Origin of the sequence: Lentzea jiangxiensis, from assembly GCF_900104175.1 — a bacterium.
In the GTDB taxonomy this organism is placed as follows: domain Bacteria; phylum Actinomycetota; class Actinomycetes; order Mycobacteriales; family Pseudonocardiaceae; genus Lentzea; species Lentzea jiangxiensis.
On sequence record NZ_FNIX01000001.1, the window covers coordinates 1,172,357 to 1,187,927 of the forward strand.

The following is a 15,571-nucleotide window of genomic DNA, read 5'->3' on the forward strand; positions in this document are numbered from 1 at the left end:
ACGGGCGCACTCGTCAGCGCTTAGGTTCGTGAGGTGGAGGATCGGGTTCCCGCTCGGCGGGTGATCGGGCTGGCGGTGCCTGCCCTGGGGGTCTTGGCGGCGGAGCCGTTGTACGTGCTCGTCGACACGGCGGTGGTCGGTCACCTGGGGGCGTTGCCGCTGGCCGGGCTCGCACTCGGCGGTGTGCTGCTCACGCAGGTGTCGACGCAGCTGACGTTCCTGTCGTACGGCACAACGGCACGCACGGCTCGGTTGCACGGTGCCGGGCGGCGCCGTGAGGCCGTCGAGGAGGGCGTTCAGGCCACGTGGCTCGCGCTCGCCGCCGGTGTGCTCGTGGTGCTGCTCGGGCAGGTGTTCGCGCGTCCGCTGGCGGAGCTGCTCGCGGGTGGCGGCGCTGTCGCGGACGCGGCCGTCGAGTGGGTGCGCATCGCGTTGTTCGGTGCCCCGTTCATCCTCGTCACGATGGCCGGCAACGGGTGGATGCGCGGTGTTCAGGACACCAAGCGGCCGTTGAAGTACATCCTGATCGGCAACGGCATCAGCGCGGTGCTGTGTCCCGCGCTCGTCTACGGCGCGGGCTGGGGGCTGGAGGGCTCCGCGGTCGCGAACGTCGTGGCGCAGCTGCTCTCGGCCGGGCTCTTCTTCCGGGCGCTGTTCGCCGAGCACGTGCCGTTGAAGCCGCAGTGGCCCGCCATGCGCGCGCAGCTCGGCATGGGGCGCGACCTGGTGTTGCGGAGCTTGGCGTTCCAGGCGTGTTTCATCAGCGCGGCTTCTGTGGCGGCGCGTACGTCCGTCGGGGCATTGGGCGCGCATCAGGTCGTGTTGCAGCTGTGGACGTTCCTCGCGCTCGTGCTCGACTCGCTGGCCATCGCGGCGCAGTCCCTCGTCGGGGCGGCCCTGGGGGCGTCGAGGCGCCGGCAGGCGGAGAAGCTGGCGTGGCAGGTCACCCGGTACGGGCTGGTGTTCGGCATCGGGCTCGGGGTGGTGTTCGCGGCGCTGTTCACCGTGCTGCCGCGGGCGTTCACCTCCGACGCGGGCGTGCTGGCGGAGATCCCGCACGCGTGGTGGTTCTTCGTTGCGCTGCAACCGATCGCGGGCGTGGTGTTCGCGTTGGACGGCGTGCTGCTCGGTGCCGGTGACGTGAAGTTCATGCGGACCGCGACGCTCGGTTCGGCAGTGGTCGGGTTCCTGCCGCTGGTGTGGGCGTCGTACGCGTTCGGGTGGGGGCTCGCGGGCATCTGGACCGGGCTGTCGGCGTTCATGGTGCTGCGGCTGCTGGCCGTGGTGTGGCGCACGCGCTCGGGGGAGTGGGCCGTGGAAGGCGCCGTCCGATAGGTGTGAGCAGGCCCACCACCACCCTCCCGGACAGGTGCTGTGGCCGACCTCACGGCATAGAACTGTCACCAAAAAGGTTGTTTAGGCGATGTAACTAATATCCGCCTGGCTCCTACCTGGGGAGAGTGCTCTCTTGCCGTCGGTCGATCGCGCCACCCGGACGTCGTGGCTGATCTGGACCACCGCCGTACTCGTCTACTTCGCCGCCCTGTTCCACCGGACCACGCTCGGCGTGGCCGGACTGGAGGCGAGCGAACGCTTCGGGCTCGGACCCGCCCAGCTCGGCGTGTTCACCGTGCTGCAGATCGGCGTCTACGCCCTCATGCAGATCCCCACCGGCCTGCTGGTGGACCGCTACGGGCCGCGCCGCGTGCTCACCGCCGCCGCCCTGCTCATGGGCACCGGCCAGGTGCTCTTCGCCATCGCGGGCTCCTACCCGCTGGGTCTCGTCGCACGAGCCGTGCTCGGCATGGGCGACGCGATGACGTTCATCAGCGTGATCCGCCTCGTCGCCACGCACTTCCCGCCGCGCCAGTACTCGCTCGTCGTCGCGGTCACGGCCGCGATCGGCGGTGTCGGCAACCTCGTCGCCACCGTGCCGCTGACGCTGCTGCTCGGCTCGATCGGCTGGACGTGGGCGTTCCTCATCGCGGGCGGCATCACCGCGCTCTACTCCGTCGTGGCGTTCCTGCGGGTGCGCGACGTGCCCGCCGGGTTCGTCGCACCGATGCCCGAACCCGTGCCGTTGCGCAAGATCTGGCCGAAGGTGCGGCAGGCGTGGAGCGTGCCCGGTACCCGGCTCGGGTTCTGGGCGCACTTCAGCACCATGTCGACGCCGGCCGTCATCGGCCTGCTGTGGGGCTACCCGTACCTCGTGCAGGCGCAGGGCATGTCCCCGAAGGCGGCGTCGTCCACGCTGGGCCTGCTCGTCATCGGCGCGATCGTGGCCAGCCCGGTCATCGGCGGCCTGTTCTCCCGCAACCCCGAGTGGCGCATGCCGATCTCGGTCGGGTTCCTGGCGTTCGCGCTGACCGGCTGGGCCGTGCTGCTGCTCTGGCCGGGAGGACACGTGCCGGCGCCGGTCATCGCCGTGGTGTTCCTCGTGCTGACGGTGGGTGGGCCGATCTCGGGTGTGGCGTTCGCCCTCGCCCGTGACTACAACCCGTCGCACCGGCAGTCCACGGCCAGCGGTCTGGTCAACGTCGGGGGCTTCCTCGCGGTGACGGTCTCGGCGCTGGGCATCGGTGTGGTGCTCGACCTCCTCGAGGGCGTGCTGGCGCCCGTCACGGCGTTCCGCGTCGCCTTGAGCTTCCTCGTGCTGGTGCTCGTGCTCGGCGGCTGGCGGATGCTCGTCTGGTGGCGTCGCGCGCGGGCCGCCGTGTTCGAGGCGGAGGAGCGAGGGGAGTGCGTGCCGGTGCAGATCCGGCGTCGCCGTTGGGACGCTCTGCGCGTCGCCTAGGATTTCCCGCCGTGAAACCCTCTGTTGCACCGGGCCTGGTCGTCGTCGACAAGCCGGACGGCATGACCTCGCACGACGTGGTGGCGCGTGTGCGCAGGATCCTCGGCACCCGCAAGGTCGGGCACGCCGGAACCCTCGACCCGATGGCGACCGGCGTGCTCGTGCTCGGCATCGAGCGCGCGACGAAGCTCCTCGGGCACCTCGCGCTCGACAGCAAGGCCTACCTCGCGACCATCGTGCTCGGCGCGTCCACCACCACGGACGACGCCGAGGGCGAGGTCCTGTCCACAGTGGACGCCTCAGGGGTGGCCGACGACGCGGTCGCCGCCGAGGTGGCGAAGCTGACCGGCCCGATCCAGCAGGTGCCGTCCGCCGTGTCCGCGGTGAAGATCGACGGCAAGCGTGCCTACGCCCGCGTCCGCGCCGGCGAACAGGTCGAGATCCCCGCACGCCCCGTGACCGTGCACCGGTTCGACGTGCTGTTCTCGCGCCGTGAGGACAAGCAGGTGCTGCTCGACGTGATGGTCGAGTGCTCCTCCGGCACCTACGTGCGCGCGTTGGCCCGTGACCTCGGTGCCGCCCTGGGCGTCGGCGGGCACCTGGGGGCGTTGCGGCGCACGAGGGTGGGGCCGTTCGACCTGCGCGTGGCCCGGACGCTGGAGCAGCTGGAGGAGACCCCCGGCCTGTCGCTGGACCTCGACGCCGCCGTGGCGACGGCGTTCCCGCGCCGGGAGATCGATCCCGGCGAGGCTTCGGCCCTGTCGCACGGGCAGCGGTTGCGCGCCGGTGGGATCGATGGGACTTATGGGGTGTTCGGGCCTGATGGGCACGTCATCGCGTTGGCGAAGGACGAGGGCACGGCCTGCAAACCCGTGGTGGTGCTGAGCCCCGCCGGCTGAGCCGCGCCCGGGTCCGGCCCGGTCGCGAGGCGGTCGGACGCCGGGCTCGGCGGGCGTCGTAGGCTGATCGGCGTGCAACGCTGGCGCGGACTAGACCACCTCCCCGGCGGCTGGGGCCGCTGCGTGGTGACCATCGGCGTGTTCGACGGTGTCCACAAAGGCCACCAAGCCCTCATCGGCAGGGCCGTCGAGCTCGCACGGCAGCGCGGTCTGCCCGGCGTGCTGATGACGTTCGACCCGCACCCCTCCGAGGTGGTGCGGCCCGGCAGCCACCCCGCGCAGCTCACCACGCTGCGGCGGCGGGCCGAGCTGGTCGAGGCGCTCGGGATCGACCACTTCGTCGTGGTGCCGTTCACCCTGGAGACCAGCCGGATGCCCGCGGACCAGTTCGTGCACGAGGTGCTGGTCGAGAAGTTGCACGCGGCGGCGGTCGTGGTGGGGGAGAACTTCACCTTCGGGCACAAAGCCGCGGGTAACGTCGCTTTGCTGCGCCAGCTCGGGCAGCGGTTCGGATTCGTGACCGAGGGGGCTGATCTGGTGTCCGCTGACGACCTCACCTACTCGTCGACCTACATCCGCGCGTGCATCGACGCCGGAGACGTGAAAGCGGCGGCCGAGGCGCTGGGCAAGCCGCACCGGCTGGAGGGGATCGTCGTCAAGGGCGACGGGCGGGGCAAGGACCTCGGGTTCCCGACCGCGAACCTGTCGACGCCGAAGTTCGCCGCCGTGCCCGCGGACGGCATCTACGCGTGCTGGTTCACCGACGCCAAGGGCAAGACGCTCAAGGCCGCGGTGAGCGTCGGCACCAACCCCACGTTCTCCGGGCGGGAGCGGCGGGTCGAGGCGTTCGTGCTCGACGTGGACGAGGACTACTACGGCCAGCGCGTGGCCGTGGACTTCGTCGAACGGCTGCGCGGGATGGAGAAGTACGACTCCGTCGAGGCCCTGCTCGAGCAGATGCACAGGGACGTGGACCGGACGAGGGAACTGCTGGCGGGGTCGTGACCGTCAGATCAGGCGAAATGGGCATCTGAGGGCCGTTGTGCTGGCAGGATGCGCTCAGAAGTGCGGGCTACGGGAGAGGCCAACGTGGAGGACCACAAGATCGTTCAGCGCAACCTCGCCCTGCAGCGGGAGTGGTACGGGGAGCCCCTGGGCGACCGAGTGCGCCGGTTGGTCGTGGCCTTCAACGTCTCCCAGGCCCAGCTCGCGGACGTCCTGGGCATCAGCGCGCCCATGCTCAGCCAGGTGATGAGCGGTCGCCGCGCCAAGATCGGCAACCCGGCCGTGCTCGCTCGGATGATCATGCTGGAGCGCAAGGTCCTCACGCCGGACGTGGCGACCGGGGCGCCGGAGGCGTTGCAGCGCGCGCTCGACGACGTGCGCGAGTCCAAGCCGACCGTTTCCCGCGACTCGTTGCCGGTCAACGGTGACGAGAGCGTCGCGTACCCCGTGTTGCGCCGCGTCGCCGACCGCACCGAGCTCCAGCAGGCCGCCGACCTGCTCTCCGACGACTTCCCCGCCATCGCCGACCTGTTCCGCCGGGTCATCCGGGCCGCCGGCAGGTGAAGTTCTTCACCGCCCTCTACCCGCCGCCGAACGTGGTCTCCGAGCTCGAGGCCGTGCTGGACCGCGGTCTCGACCTGGAGTGGACGAAGCCGGAGAAGTGGCACATCACGTTGTGCTTCCACGGTGAAACCGCAGATGAGGAGCGCTTCCGGGCGCTCGAGGGGCACGAAGCGCCGCGGCTGAGGCTCCGGAACTTCGGCGACTTCCGCGGGAAAGTCCTGTGGGCGGGAATCGAGGGCGACCTAAATGAGTTGGCAAGAGCAGCGGGCGCGGACGACACTTGGTCAGCGCACCTGACGGTCGCGTACGGCTACAAGGGCCAGGCGATGCCGGAGTTCCTGAGCAGTCCGTGGCAGCCGTCGGAAGCAGTGCTCGTGAGCAGCGCGGACGGCGTCTACACACCCGTGGACCGGGTGGGGTTGCGCACGTCAGCGCGCCGCTGAGCGGTTTGCCTGATAGCCTTCGCAGTTGGGTCTGGCTGCGGTCCGTGGCGGCCAGTACCGGCTACCCCGGCCAGCAACTCGGCGGGCGTGGGGCCGCACGGACCTGAACAAGTAGGAGAAGTACCTAGTGGCACTGTCCACGGAACAGAAGAAGTCCATCCTCGGTGAGTACGGTCTGCACGACTCGGACACGGGCTCGACCGAGGCGCAGGTCGCTCTGCTGAGCAAGCGCATCGCCGACCTCACCGAGCACCTCAAGCAGCACAAGCACGACCACCACTCCCGCCGTGGTCTCCTGCTGATGGTCGGCCGTCGCCGCCGTCTGCTGAACTACCTGACCAAGGTGGACATCAACCGCTACCGCGCGCTGATCCAGCGCCTCGGTCTGCGCAGGTGATTCACGCGGAGGGGGAGTGACCGGCCGGTCACTCCCCCTCCGCGCACAACCGGGTGTATACAGATCCCTGGTTGCAAAGAGGAAGAAAAACAGGACCCGCATCGCGCGCAGCAGTTTCCGCGCCGGTCCTCGGTAGTGGTCCCCTGGTGGAAACGCCCCAGAGGACTTCGATCGAAGACCGGCCTCGTCAGAACGCGTGAGCGGTGTCCAAAAGACGAGGAGCAACAAGTAAATGACGGACATCGAGGTCCACGAGGCGACTGCCGTTATTGACAACGGCACGTTCGGCTCGCGCACCATCCGCTTCGAGACCGGGCGCCTCGCGCGCCAGGCCGCCGGCAGCGTGGTGGCGTACCTGGACGACGACACGATGCTTCTGAGCGCCACGACGGCGTCGAAGCACCCCAAGGAGCACTTCGACTTCTTCCCCCTCACGGTGGACGTCGAGGAGCGCATGTACGCCGCGGGCCGCATCCCCGGCTCGTTCTTCCGGCGTGAGGGCCGTCCGAGCACGGACGCCATCCTCACCTGCCGCCTGATCGACCGTCCGCTGCGCCCGTCCTTCGTGGACGGTCTGCGCAACGAGATCCAGGTCGTCATCACCGTGATGAGCCTGAACCCGAAGGACCTGTACGACGTCGTGGCGATCAACGCCGCGTCCGCGTCGACGCAGCTCGCGGGCCTGCCGTTCTCCGGCCCGATCGGTGGCGTCCGCGTCGCCCTGATCGAGGGCCAGTGGGTGGCGTTCCCGACCCACGAGCAGCTCGAGAAGGCCGTGTTCGACATGGTCGTCGCGGGTCGCGTGGTCGAGTCCGGCGACGTCGCGATCATGATGGTCGAGGCCGAGGCCTCCGAGAACGTGATCGACCTGATCGGCGAGGGCGCCACCGCCCCCACCGAGGAGGTCGTGGCCGCGGGCCTCGAGGCCTCCAAGCCGTTCATCAAGGTCCTCTGCGAGGCCCAGGCGCAGCTCGCCCAGGTCGCCGCGAAGGCCACCGGTGAGTTCCCGACGTACCCGGCCTACCAGCCGGACGCGTTCGAGGCCGTCGAGTCCGCCGCTTCCGGTGAGCTCGCCCAGGCGCTGACCATCGCGGGCAAGCAGGAGCGCGAGACCACGCTCGACGAGATCAAGGCGGCGACGCTCGAGAAGCTCGCCGAGCAGTTCGAGGGTCGCGAGAAGGAGGTCGGCGCCGCGTTCCGCTCGCTGACCAAGAAGCTCGTGCGCCAGCGGATCCTGCGCGACAAGGTCCGCATCGACGGCCGTGGCCTCACGGACATCCGCGACCTCGGTGCCGAGGTGGCCGTGATCCCGAGGACGCACGGCTCGGCGCTGTTCGAGCGCGGCGAGACCCAGATCCTGGGTGTCACCACGCTGAACATGCTGCGCATGGAGCAGCAGATCGACTCGCTGTCCCCCGAGACGCACAAGCGCTACCTGCACCACTACAACTTCCCGCCCTACTCGACCGGTGAGACCGGCCGCGTGGGTTCGCCGAAGCGCCGCGAGATCGGCCACGGCGCGCTGGCCGAGCGGGCGATCATGCCCGTGCTGCCCAAGCGCGAGGAGTTCCCCTACGCGATCCGCCAGGTCTCCGAGGCGCTGAGCTCCAACGGCTCGACCTCGATGGGCTCGGTCTGCGCGTCGACGCTGTCGCTGCTCAACGCGGGTGTCCCGCTGAAGGCGCCGGTCTCCGGCATCGCGATGGGTCTCGTCTCCGACGAGGTCGACGGCGAGACCCGCTACGTGGCGCTGACCGACATCCTCGGTGCCGAGGACGCGTTCGGCGACATGGACTTCAAGGTGGCGGGCACCAAGGAGTTCGTGACGGCTCTCCAGCTCGACACGAAGCTCGACGGCATCCCGTCCGAGGTGCTGGCGGCGGCGCTGGGCCAGGCTCGCGACGCGCGCTACACGATCCTCGAGGTCATGGCCGAGGCCATCTCCGACCCGGACGAGATGAGCGCCTTCGCCCCGCGCGTCACGTCGGTCAAGATCCCGACCGACAAGATCGGCGAGGTCATCGGCCCGAAGGGTAAGATGATCAACTCGATCACCGAGCAGACCGGTGCCGACATCTCCATCGAGGACGACGGCACGATCTACGTCGGTGCGGCGGACGGCCCCTCGGCCGAGGCCGCGATCGGCATGATCAACGCGATCGCGAACCCGCAGCTGCCGAAGGTCGGCGAGCGCTTCCTCGGCACCGTGGTGAAGACGGCCGCGTTCGGCGCGTTCGTCTCGCTGCTGCCCGGCAAGGACGGCCTCGTCCACATCTCGAAGCTGGGCAACGGCAAGCGCATCGCGAAGGTGGAGGACGTCGTCAAGATCGGCGACAAGCTCCGCGTCGAGATCGCCGACATCGACCAGCGCGGCAAGATCAGCCTGATCGTGGTGTCCGAGGACGCCGCGAAGCCGGCTGAGGCCCCCGCTGCCGCCGAGGACGCTGCTGCTGAGGCGGCTCCCGCGCAGTGAGTGCGACGAGCAACAACGTGACGGCCGCGGGTGCATCCACCCGCGGCCGTCCGCGTACTCCCGTGCTGGGCCACCTCCAGAAGCCCGGCAGCACGCGGGTGCTCGAGATGTCCGCGGGCTCCGAGGTGCGGCGCAGCACGCTGCCCTCGGGCCTGCGGGTCATCACCGAGCGCATCCCCGGCGTGCGGTCCGCCTCGGTCGGGCTGTGGGTGCAGGTCGGGTCCCGTGACGAACGGCCCGAGGTCGCGGGTGCCGCGCACTACCTGGAACACCTGCTGTTCAAGGGGACGTCGCGGCGCACGGCGGCGGCCATCGCGGAGGAGATCGACGCGGTCGGCGGCGAGCTGAACGCGTTCACCGCGAAGGAGCACACCTGCTACTACGCGCACGTCCTGGACGAAGACCTGCCGCTCGCGGTGGACCTCGTCGCGGACGTGGTGTTCGAGGCCGTGTGCGGTCCGCGCGACTTCGAGACCGAACGCGGTGTCGTGCTCGAAGAGATCGCGATGCGCGACGACGACCCCGAGGACCTGCTGCACGACGCCTTCATCGAGGCGTTGTTCGGCGGGCACGCGCTGGGCCGCCCCGTCCTCGGCACCGAGAAGTCCATCCAGGACATGCAGCGGGACAACCTGTTCTCGTTCTACAAGAAGAACTACACGTTGCCGCGCATGGTGTTCTCGGTCGCGGGCAACATCGAGCACACGCACGTGATGCGCCTGATCCGCAAGGCGATCGGCGACCGGTTGTCGAAGCAGGGCGGCGCGGTGCCGCCCCGGGCGGGCCGCGCGCGCATCGCCGACGCCCGCAAGCTGGTGCTGCACACCGACGACACCGAGCAGGCGCACATGATGCTCGGCATGAAGGGGCTCGACCGCCACGACGAGCGCCGGTTCGCGTTGAACGTGCTGAACGCGGCCGTCGGCGGTGGCATGAGCTCCCGGCTGTTCCAGGAGGTGCGCGAACGGCGGGGCCTGGCCTACCAGGTGTACTCGTCGGTCGGCCTCTACGCGGACACCGGCACGTTCGCCGTCTACGCGGGCTGCCAGCCGGACCGCCTGGGCGAGACCGCCGGCGTCATCCGCGAGGTGCTCGTGGACGTGGCGCGCGGTGGCCTGTCAGACGCCGAGGTGGCGCGCGGCAAGGGCCAGCTGCGCGGTGCTCTCGTGCTGGGGCTGGAGGACACCAGCTCCCGGATGTCGCGCATCGGCAAGTCCGAGCTGAACTACGGCGACCACCTGAGCGTGGAAGCGACTTTGGCGCGCATCGACGCGGTGTCGGCCGACGAGGTGGCGCTGCTCGCACGTGATCTGCTGCGCCGCCCCGTCGCCGCGGCCGTGGTCGGCCCTTACGATCACGCCGACGATCTGCCGGACCAGGTACACGAGGTGATTGCATGATTCGCGTCGGAGTTCTCGGCGCGCGGGGCCGCATGGGGTCCGAGGTGGTCCGCGCGGTCGAGGCCGCGAAGGACATGGAGGTCGTGGCGGCCATCGACGCCGACGACCCGCTGCAGACCCTGGTGGATTCCGGCGCGCAGGTCGTCGTCGACTTCACGCACCCCGACGTGGTGATGGGCAACCTGGAGTTCTGCATCGGCGCCGGGATCCACTGCGTCGTCGGCACCTCCGGGTTCGACCAGGCCAAGCTGGACGCGGTCGGGGCGCTGCTGGCGGACCAGCCGTCCGTCGGCGTGCTGGTGGCGCCGAACTTCGGCATCGGCGCCGTCCTGCTCATGCGCTTCTCGGAGATCGCCGCCCGCTACTACGAGTCGGCCGAGATCATCGAGCTGCACCACCCGCGCAAGGCCGACGCGCCCTCGGGCACGGCCGCGCACACGGCCCGCCTGATCGCGGCGGCGCGGGAGGGCATGGACCCGATGCCCGACGCGACCACGCAGGAGGAGCCGGGCGCGCGCGGCGCGGTCGTCGACGGCGTGCGAGTCCACTCGCTGCGCATCTCCGGCATGATCGCGCACCAGGAGGTCGTGTTCGGCGGCGAGAGCGAGACGCTGACCATCCGCCAGGACTCGTTGCACCGCACGTCCTTCATGCCCGGCGTGGTGCTGGGCGTGCGGGAGGTCGTGTCGCGGCCGGGCCTGGCCGTCGGCCTCGACAGGTACCTCGACCTGTGAAGGTCAGGCTGGCGGTAGGGCTGCTGATCGCGGCCCTCGCGGTCTACTTCGTCCTGCTCACCGGCCGCGCGGTGGCCCTGCTGGGGACCGGCGAGGTCGTCGGCGTCCTGCTCGGCGTCGGCGTGCTGATCCTGCCGCTGCTCGGCGTGTGGCTCGTGTACTCGAACCTGCGCTTCGGGTGGGAGACCGAGAAGATGGCCCGCGAGCTCGACGCGGACGGGCTGCTGCCGGACGTCTCGCACCTGCCGCGCCGGCCGTCCGGGCGGGTCGACCGGGACGCCGCCGACTCGTGGTTCGAGGAGCGGCGGGCCGAGGTCGAGACCTCGCCGGACGACTGGCGGGCCTGGTTCCGCCTCGCCTACGCGTACGACGTCGCGGGGGACCGCGGCCGGGCGCGGCAGACGATGCGGAAGGCGATCGAGCTGCACTCGTGAACGAAGCCCCGGGCCTGTCGGTCCGGGGCTTTCGTGCTGTGGCGGGCCTTGCGGGTGCGAGGTGTCTTCCGCGGGCTTCGAGCAGATCGGGGACGGGGCCGAGACGGTGGTCGCGGGCGCGTCGACGCTGGGGAGCCGCCGACGCTCCGACCTCAGACGCGGAGGCGGTCCAGCCGCACGCCTGATCTTGCCCGTGGCGCTGAGTACGGTGAAACGCAGGCGTTCCCGATCAGGGGGACACCTGCGCCAGCGCGACGGCGGGGCGGATGGGACCGGACTGGTACTGCGACGAGGTCATCCCGAGCCTGGTCGACGTCGAGGTCTCGCCCGCACCGCGAACGCCCTCGCTTTCCGGCCGCCGCGGCCGGGTTTCGGCGTCGCCCGGTTCGTGCGGCGCCGCTGAGCTATCCCCGGACGACCGCGGCGATCAGCTCCGCCGCCAGGTCGCCCTTCTGCACGACCAGCACGTCCTCCAGGTCGAGCCAGCCGGCCATCAGCCGCAGCTCCGCGGCCAGCTCGGCCGCCACCCGAGGCCGGTCCACCCCTTCCTCGGCCCAGGCCGACTGCACCCGCAGCACCCCCGCCGCCCGGTCGGCCTTGATGTCCACGCGGCCCACCAGGTCCCCGTCGAGCAGGAACGGGAACACGTAGTACCCGTGCACGCGCTTGGGCTCCGGCACGTAGATCTCGATGCGGTACCGGAAGCCCCAGATGCGCTCCGTCCTGGCCCGCTCCCAGATCAGCGGGTCGAACGGGCACAGCAGCGCGCGGCCGGTGACCCGGCGGGGCGTGGAGGCGTCGCGGTGCCGGTAGCCCGCGGCACGCCAGCCGTCGACGGCCACGGGTTCGAGGACGCCCTCCTCGACCAGGGACGCCACGGCGGCCCGCGAGTGGCGGGGGTCCAGGCGGTAGTAGTCGCGCAGGTCGGGTTCGGTGGCCACGCCCAGCGCGACGGCGGAGCGCTGGACCAGTTCGCGGGCGCCCTCCTCGGGCGTGTACCTCCGCTCCAGGACGTCGGCCGGGATCACGCGCTCGGTCAGGTCGTACAGGCGCTCGAACGAGCGGCGGGTGCCGGTGGTCAGGACGCCGACCCCGAAGAGGACCTCGCAGACGCGCTTGACCTCGGACCAGTCCCACCACGGGCCCTTCGCGCGGCCGGAGTCGCCCATCAGGGCCTTCTCCAGGGCGCCGGCGCCGATCGGGCCGAGTTCCTTCACGGCGGCGAGCACGTCGTCGACCAGTTGCGGCGAGCGTTCGAGGATCGTCCGGTAGTTCTGCCACCAGCCGCGCTTCTTGGCCCCCGAGTGGAACAACGGCCAGTCCGCGACCGGCACCAGGGAGGCCTCGTGCGCCCACGTCTCGACCAGCATGCGCGGCTTGCGGGCCGAGTGCGTCCAGGCGGCCTCGTCGAGCAGCGAAGGCGCGTAGGCGCCCAGGCGGGAGAACAGCGGCATGTAGTGCGCGCGCACGGCCACGTTCACCGAGTCGATCTGCAGCAACTGCACTCGGGACAGGACTCGCTGCAGGTGCCTGCGGGTGGCCGCCGACGGCCTCGGGTCGGTGAAACCTTGCGCGCCCAGCGCGATCCGGCGGGCCACGTCCGCACTCATCCTCTGCACGAGGGCGATGGTGCCACGCACCCCTGACAATTCCGGCGTCGATAGCATGCGTCCATGGCCGACGCCGGCGTGCACACCGCCACCGCTGCTGATCTCGCGGAGATCGTCCGCATCCACCGGGAGACCTGGCGGCTCGCCTACGCAGACCTGCTGCCGTCCGAGGTGCTCGACACGCTCGACACCGACGACGCGTGGTCGAGCGCCATCCAGCTCGGCGCGGTGCTGAAGGCGACCGAGGGGGAGTGGACGGTCGGGTTCGTCGTGGCGAGCAAGGCGCCCGACGACGAGGTGGCGAAGGCCGACGGGTCGTTGCCGCGGGACGCCGCGACAACGGCGCTCCTGAGCGTCCTCGTGGAACCCCGCTGGGGCCGCAGGGGCCACGGCACGCGGCTCGTCGCGGAGGCAGTCAGGCGGCTGGGCGAGACGGGGGCGACCAGGGGCATCGCGTGGGTGCCGGAGGCCGACAAGGCGTCCAGGAACTTCTACGAGCGACTGGGCTGGACGGGGGACGGCACGGTGCGCACTTTGGACGCTGCCGGGCGTCCGCTGCGCGAGATCCGGGTGTCCGGTCCGCTGAGCGTCCGGCTGGGCGACTGACATCTGTGTAACCTCGGCACGGTGCTTGCCTTGGTTGGCCTCACCTTCGGGGTCGCGCTCGGCTCAGCCATCGTTCCCCTGATCAGCATCGAGATGTTCGTCCTGGGACTTTGCGCGCGCTGGCCGGACATGTCGTTCTGGATCGTCGGCGCCTCGGTCGCGGTCGGCCAGGTGCTGGGCAAGCTCCTGTACTTCTACGCGGCGCGCGGCGACATCCACCTGCCGAAGTTCCTGCACCGCAAGCCCAGCGACAAGCCGTCGAGGCTGAGGCGCTGGATCGGGCCCGGCACGCGCCCGCACCGCTGGGGCGAGTGGATGCACGCGAAGTGCCGGGCGCACCCGAACTGGATGGCCTGCACGCACGGGGTGAGCGCGCTGGTCGGGGTGCCGCCGTTCATGGCGACGAGCGTGCTCGCCGGGCTCTCGGGCATGTCGACGCTGATGTTCGTCGCCACCGGCATGGTCGGCCGCTTCGCGAGGTTCAGCCTCCTCGCGGCCTCCCCGGCCGTCGTGATGACGTGGTTCTAGTAGCCGAAGAAGATCGACGCCGTCACGGAGAAGGCGATCAACACGGCTGCCACGGTGATTCGCGCTGAATCGAGCACGGTCCTGAATTTATCGATTCCGAACCGCTGAAAGCCAGGCGCGAACAGGTGAGAGCCGGATGATCTGGCTCTCACCTGCCCGGTATTCGCCCGGTTATTCGAGGACGAGGACGCCGTCGGGCAGTCCGGGGACCTCGTAGGAGTGCCACATCGGGCGCCAGCCGGGTACCTCCAGCATGCGGCGCATGTCCGCGAACCCGGACAGCCAGCCCAGCCACGACCCGTAGGGCGGGGCGGCGGGGTCGAAGCCGCTCTGCACGAACGTCAGCCGCGTCCTGCCCCCGGAGCCCTTCAGCTCCCAGGACGACACCATCCCGTCCGGGAACTCGATGGCGAAGTGCTCCTCGTCGAGGGCGACGACCTTCGCCGGGTTCGGCTCGTCCTCGAAGCTGCCCATCGCCCAGCGGCCGCCGACGTGCGGCTCGATCGAGCACCGCGCCCCGAAGTACCGCGCGAACACCTCCTCGTCGGTGAGCGCGTGCAGGACGGCCGCGGGCGGTGCCGCGATGTCGACCTCGATCCGCTGCTCCGGCGTCGAGAAGTCGCACAGCGCGAAGACCGGCCGGCCCTCGACGTGCTCGACCAGGTTCGCGAGCGTCAGCGACCAGAACGTCTGGATGACGCCAGCGCCGCCCTCGTCCTCGATGCCCGCGCCCCATTGCGGGTACGGCGACTGCGTCGCGACGATCAACGTCTGGCCGTCGCGCTCCTCCACACCGAGCTCGAGCGTGTAGTCGGTGCCCTGCAACAGCCACGAGAAGCGCACACCGGACGGGGTGACCTCCAGCAGCTTCTGCCGGCCGCGCTCGCCCTCCGGCGTGTAGCGCCCCCAGAACTCGTAGACGCCCTGCTCCAGGTCCACGTGGGCGTGTTCGGCGAGCCACACCCGCATGTCGTCGGCCGTCGTCAGCGCCCGGCGGATCCGGGCGGGGTCGGCGGTGGTGCGTACGCGGACAACTCCGGTGCTCATCGATCGTCTCCCTTGGGGTAGCAGGCGAGCGCGATGCGGAACGCATCCCCTTCCGCGCCGCCGTATCGGGTGAAGAGGTCCTGCAACGTCGTCTGCAGCTCGGCCAGGAACCGCTGGCGCTCCTCCGGCCGCACCCGGATCTCTCCGGACACGCCGACGGACGGCAGTTCGCTCGACCTGTCGAGGGCCGCCACGTCGACCTGGATCTGCTCCGCGAGGTCCACGAGGTGCCCCAGGGCCAGTTCGTCGCGGGCTCCGATCCGGCCGACCAGGCGGGGCGACAGCCAGTACGACCGCGCCACGGCCTGGTAGAGGCCCTCCTGGACGCCGCGCACCTTCCGCTCGGCGACCTGGGCGGCCAGACCGGCCTTGACCAGCTGTTTGACGTGGTAGTGCACGCGTTGCGGCGTCTGGTCGAGCGCCTCGGCGACCTCGGTGCACGAGCGCGGCGCGGCGAGCTGCCGCAGCACCTCCACGCGCTGCGGCTTGAGCAGGGTCTCGGCCTGCTCCATCCGGTCCAGGTAGATGACGTCTCTCATCGCAAAAAACACTTTGAACGTTCAAAACTCTTTTGTCAATCACGCCAACAAATATCGACTGACAGATATTGAAATCTGTCAGTTGTTCGGACAGGCTG

General features: G+C 70.3%; 16 protein-coding genes. 13 read left to right on the forward strand and 3 right to left on the reverse strand.

Features of this window, described 5'->3' with window-relative positions:
- Positions 1 to 33: 33 nt before the first annotated feature.
- The 11 genes from BLQ91_RS05820 (at position 34) to BLQ91_RS05870 (ending at position 11,143) form a co-directional block, all read left to right on the forward strand.
- Positions 34 to 1,335 carry an MATE family efflux transporter gene (locus BLQ91_RS05820; RefSeq protein ID WP_090095548.1) on the forward strand — a complete coding sequence of 434 codons (1,302 nt, stop codon included), beginning with the start codon at positions 34 to 36 and terminating at the stop codon, positions 1,333 to 1,335.
- Positions 1,336 to 1,468: 133 nt separating this feature from the next.
- Positions 1,469 to 2,794, forward strand: coding sequence for an MFS transporter (locus BLQ91_RS05825; RefSeq protein ID WP_090095549.1), 1,326 nt, complete (start codon positions 1,469 to 1,471; stop codon positions 2,792 to 2,794).
- A gap of 11 nt (positions 2,795 to 2,805) precedes the next feature.
- Entirely contained in the window at positions 2,806 to 3,693 is an 888-nt protein-coding gene (gene truB / locus BLQ91_RS05830; protein WP_281199248.1) for a tRNA pseudouridine(55) synthase TruB, read from the forward strand.
- 72 nt (positions 3,694 to 3,765) lie between these two features.
- On the forward strand, positions 3,766 to 4,698 hold the full coding sequence (locus BLQ91_RS05835; protein ID WP_090095550.1) for a bifunctional riboflavin kinase/FAD synthetase: 933 nt from the start codon (positions 3,766 to 3,768) through the stop codon (positions 4,696 to 4,698).
- An 84-nt stretch (positions 4,699 to 4,782) separates the two neighbouring features.
- Positions 4,783 to 5,262, forward strand: a complete 480-nt coding sequence (locus BLQ91_RS05840) for a helix-turn-helix domain-containing protein (protein WP_090095551.1) — start codon at positions 4,783 to 4,785, stop codon at positions 5,260 to 5,262.
- Positions 5,259 to 5,705, forward strand: a complete 447-nt coding sequence (locus BLQ91_RS05845) for a 2'-5' RNA ligase family protein (protein ID WP_090095552.1) — start codon at positions 5,259 to 5,261, stop codon at positions 5,703 to 5,705. The genes BLQ91_RS05840 and BLQ91_RS05845 overlap by 4 nt, the downstream gene beginning before the upstream one ends.
- A 127-nt stretch (positions 5,706 to 5,832) precedes the next feature.
- The gene (gene rpsO / locus BLQ91_RS05850; RefSeq protein WP_030471762.1) at positions 5,833 to 6,102 is read left to right on the forward strand and encodes a 30S ribosomal protein S15; all 270 of its coding nucleotides are present in this window, start codon (positions 5,833 to 5,835) and stop codon (positions 6,100 to 6,102) included.
- 232 nt (positions 6,103 to 6,334) lie between these two features.
- Positions 6,335 to 8,575 carry a polyribonucleotide nucleotidyltransferase gene (locus tag BLQ91_RS05855; protein WP_090095553.1) on the forward strand — a complete coding sequence of 747 codons (2,241 nt, stop codon included), beginning with the start codon at positions 6,335 to 6,337 and terminating at the stop codon, positions 8,573 to 8,575.
- Positions 8,576 to 8,682: 107 nt separating this feature from the next.
- The gene (locus BLQ91_RS05860; RefSeq protein ID WP_090096022.1) at positions 8,683 to 9,975 is read left to right on the forward strand and encodes a M16 family metallopeptidase; all 1,293 of its coding nucleotides are present in this window, start codon (positions 8,683 to 8,685) and stop codon (positions 9,973 to 9,975) included.
- Positions 9,972 to 10,709, forward strand: coding sequence for a 4-hydroxy-tetrahydrodipicolinate reductase (gene dapB / locus BLQ91_RS05865; protein ID WP_090095554.1), 738 nt, complete (start codon positions 9,972 to 9,974; stop codon positions 10,707 to 10,709). Before BLQ91_RS05860 ends, dapB begins: the two co-directional genes overlap by 4 nt.
- Entirely contained in the window at positions 10,706 to 11,143 is a 438-nt protein-coding gene (locus BLQ91_RS05870; protein ID WP_090095555.1) for a tetratricopeptide repeat protein, read from the forward strand. The genes dapB and BLQ91_RS05870 overlap by 4 nt, the downstream gene beginning before the upstream one ends.
- Positions 11,144 to 11,547: 404 nt before the next feature.
- On the opposite strand, the gene BLQ91_RS05875 is transcribed toward BLQ91_RS05870, so the two are convergent.
- Positions 11,548 to 12,753, reverse strand: a complete 1,206-nt coding sequence (locus BLQ91_RS05875) for a winged helix-turn-helix domain-containing protein (protein ID WP_090096023.1) — start codon at positions 12,751 to 12,753, stop codon at positions 11,548 to 11,550.
- 63 nt (positions 12,754 to 12,816) lie between these two features.
- Here BLQ91_RS05875 and BLQ91_RS05880 point away from each other — a divergent pair, with 63 nt between their 5' ends.
- Both BLQ91_RS05880 and BLQ91_RS05885 read left to right on the forward strand, forming a co-directional pair.
- Positions 12,817 to 13,359, forward strand: a complete 543-nt coding sequence (locus BLQ91_RS05880; RefSeq protein ID WP_090095556.1) for a GNAT family N-acetyltransferase — start codon at positions 12,817 to 12,819, stop codon at positions 13,357 to 13,359.
- Between the two features lie 21 nt (positions 13,360 to 13,380).
- Positions 13,381 to 13,887: a YqaA family protein gene (locus BLQ91_RS05885; RefSeq protein ID WP_090095557.1), complete on the forward strand. Its 507-nt coding sequence runs from the start codon at positions 13,381 to 13,383 to the stop codon at positions 13,885 to 13,887.
- A 171-nt stretch (positions 13,888 to 14,058) separates the two neighbouring features.
- Here the strand turns inward: BLQ91_RS05885 and BLQ91_RS05890 are convergent, their stop codons facing one another.
- Positions 14,059 to 14,934 carry an SRPBCC family protein gene (locus BLQ91_RS05890; protein WP_090095558.1) on the reverse strand — a complete coding sequence of 292 codons (876 nt, stop codon included), beginning with the start codon at positions 14,932 to 14,934 and terminating at the stop codon, positions 14,059 to 14,061.
- Positions 14,931 to 15,473, reverse strand: a complete 543-nt coding sequence (locus BLQ91_RS05895) for a winged helix-turn-helix domain-containing protein (protein ID WP_090095559.1) — start codon at positions 15,471 to 15,473, stop codon at positions 14,931 to 14,933. The genes BLQ91_RS05890 and BLQ91_RS05895 overlap by 4 nt, the downstream gene beginning before the upstream one ends.
- Positions 15,474 to 15,571 lie beyond the last annotated feature (98 nt).

Bases quoted from the DNA above. Each gene is read 5' to 3' on its own strand.
- BLQ91_RS05855 (WP_090095553.1), top strand. From the start codon at position 6,335: ATGACGGACATCGAGGTCCACGAGGCGACTGCCGTTATTGACAACGGC.
- BLQ91_RS05860 (WP_090096022.1), top strand. From the start codon at position 8,683: ATGTCCGCGGGCTCCGAGGTGCGGCGCAGCACGCTGCCCTCGGGCCTG.
- dapB (WP_090095554.1), top strand. From the start codon at position 9,972: ATGATTCGCGTCGGAGTTCTCGGCGCGCGGGGCCGCATGGGGTCCGAG.
- BLQ91_RS05875 (WP_090096023.1), bottom strand. From the start codon at position 12,753: ATGAGTGCGGACGTGGCCCGCCGGATCGCGCTGGGCGCGCAAGGTTTC.
- BLQ91_RS05880 (WP_090095556.1), top strand. From the start codon at position 12,817: ATGGCCGACGCCGGCGTGCACACCGCCACCGCTGCTGATCTCGCGGAG.
- BLQ91_RS05890 (WP_090095558.1), bottom strand. From the start codon at position 14,934: ATGAGCACCGGAGTTGTCCGCGTACGCACCACCGCCGACCCCGCCCGG.
- BLQ91_RS05895 (WP_090095559.1), bottom strand. From the start codon at position 15,473: ATGAGAGACGTCATCTACCTGGACCGGATGGAGCAGGCCGAGACCCTG.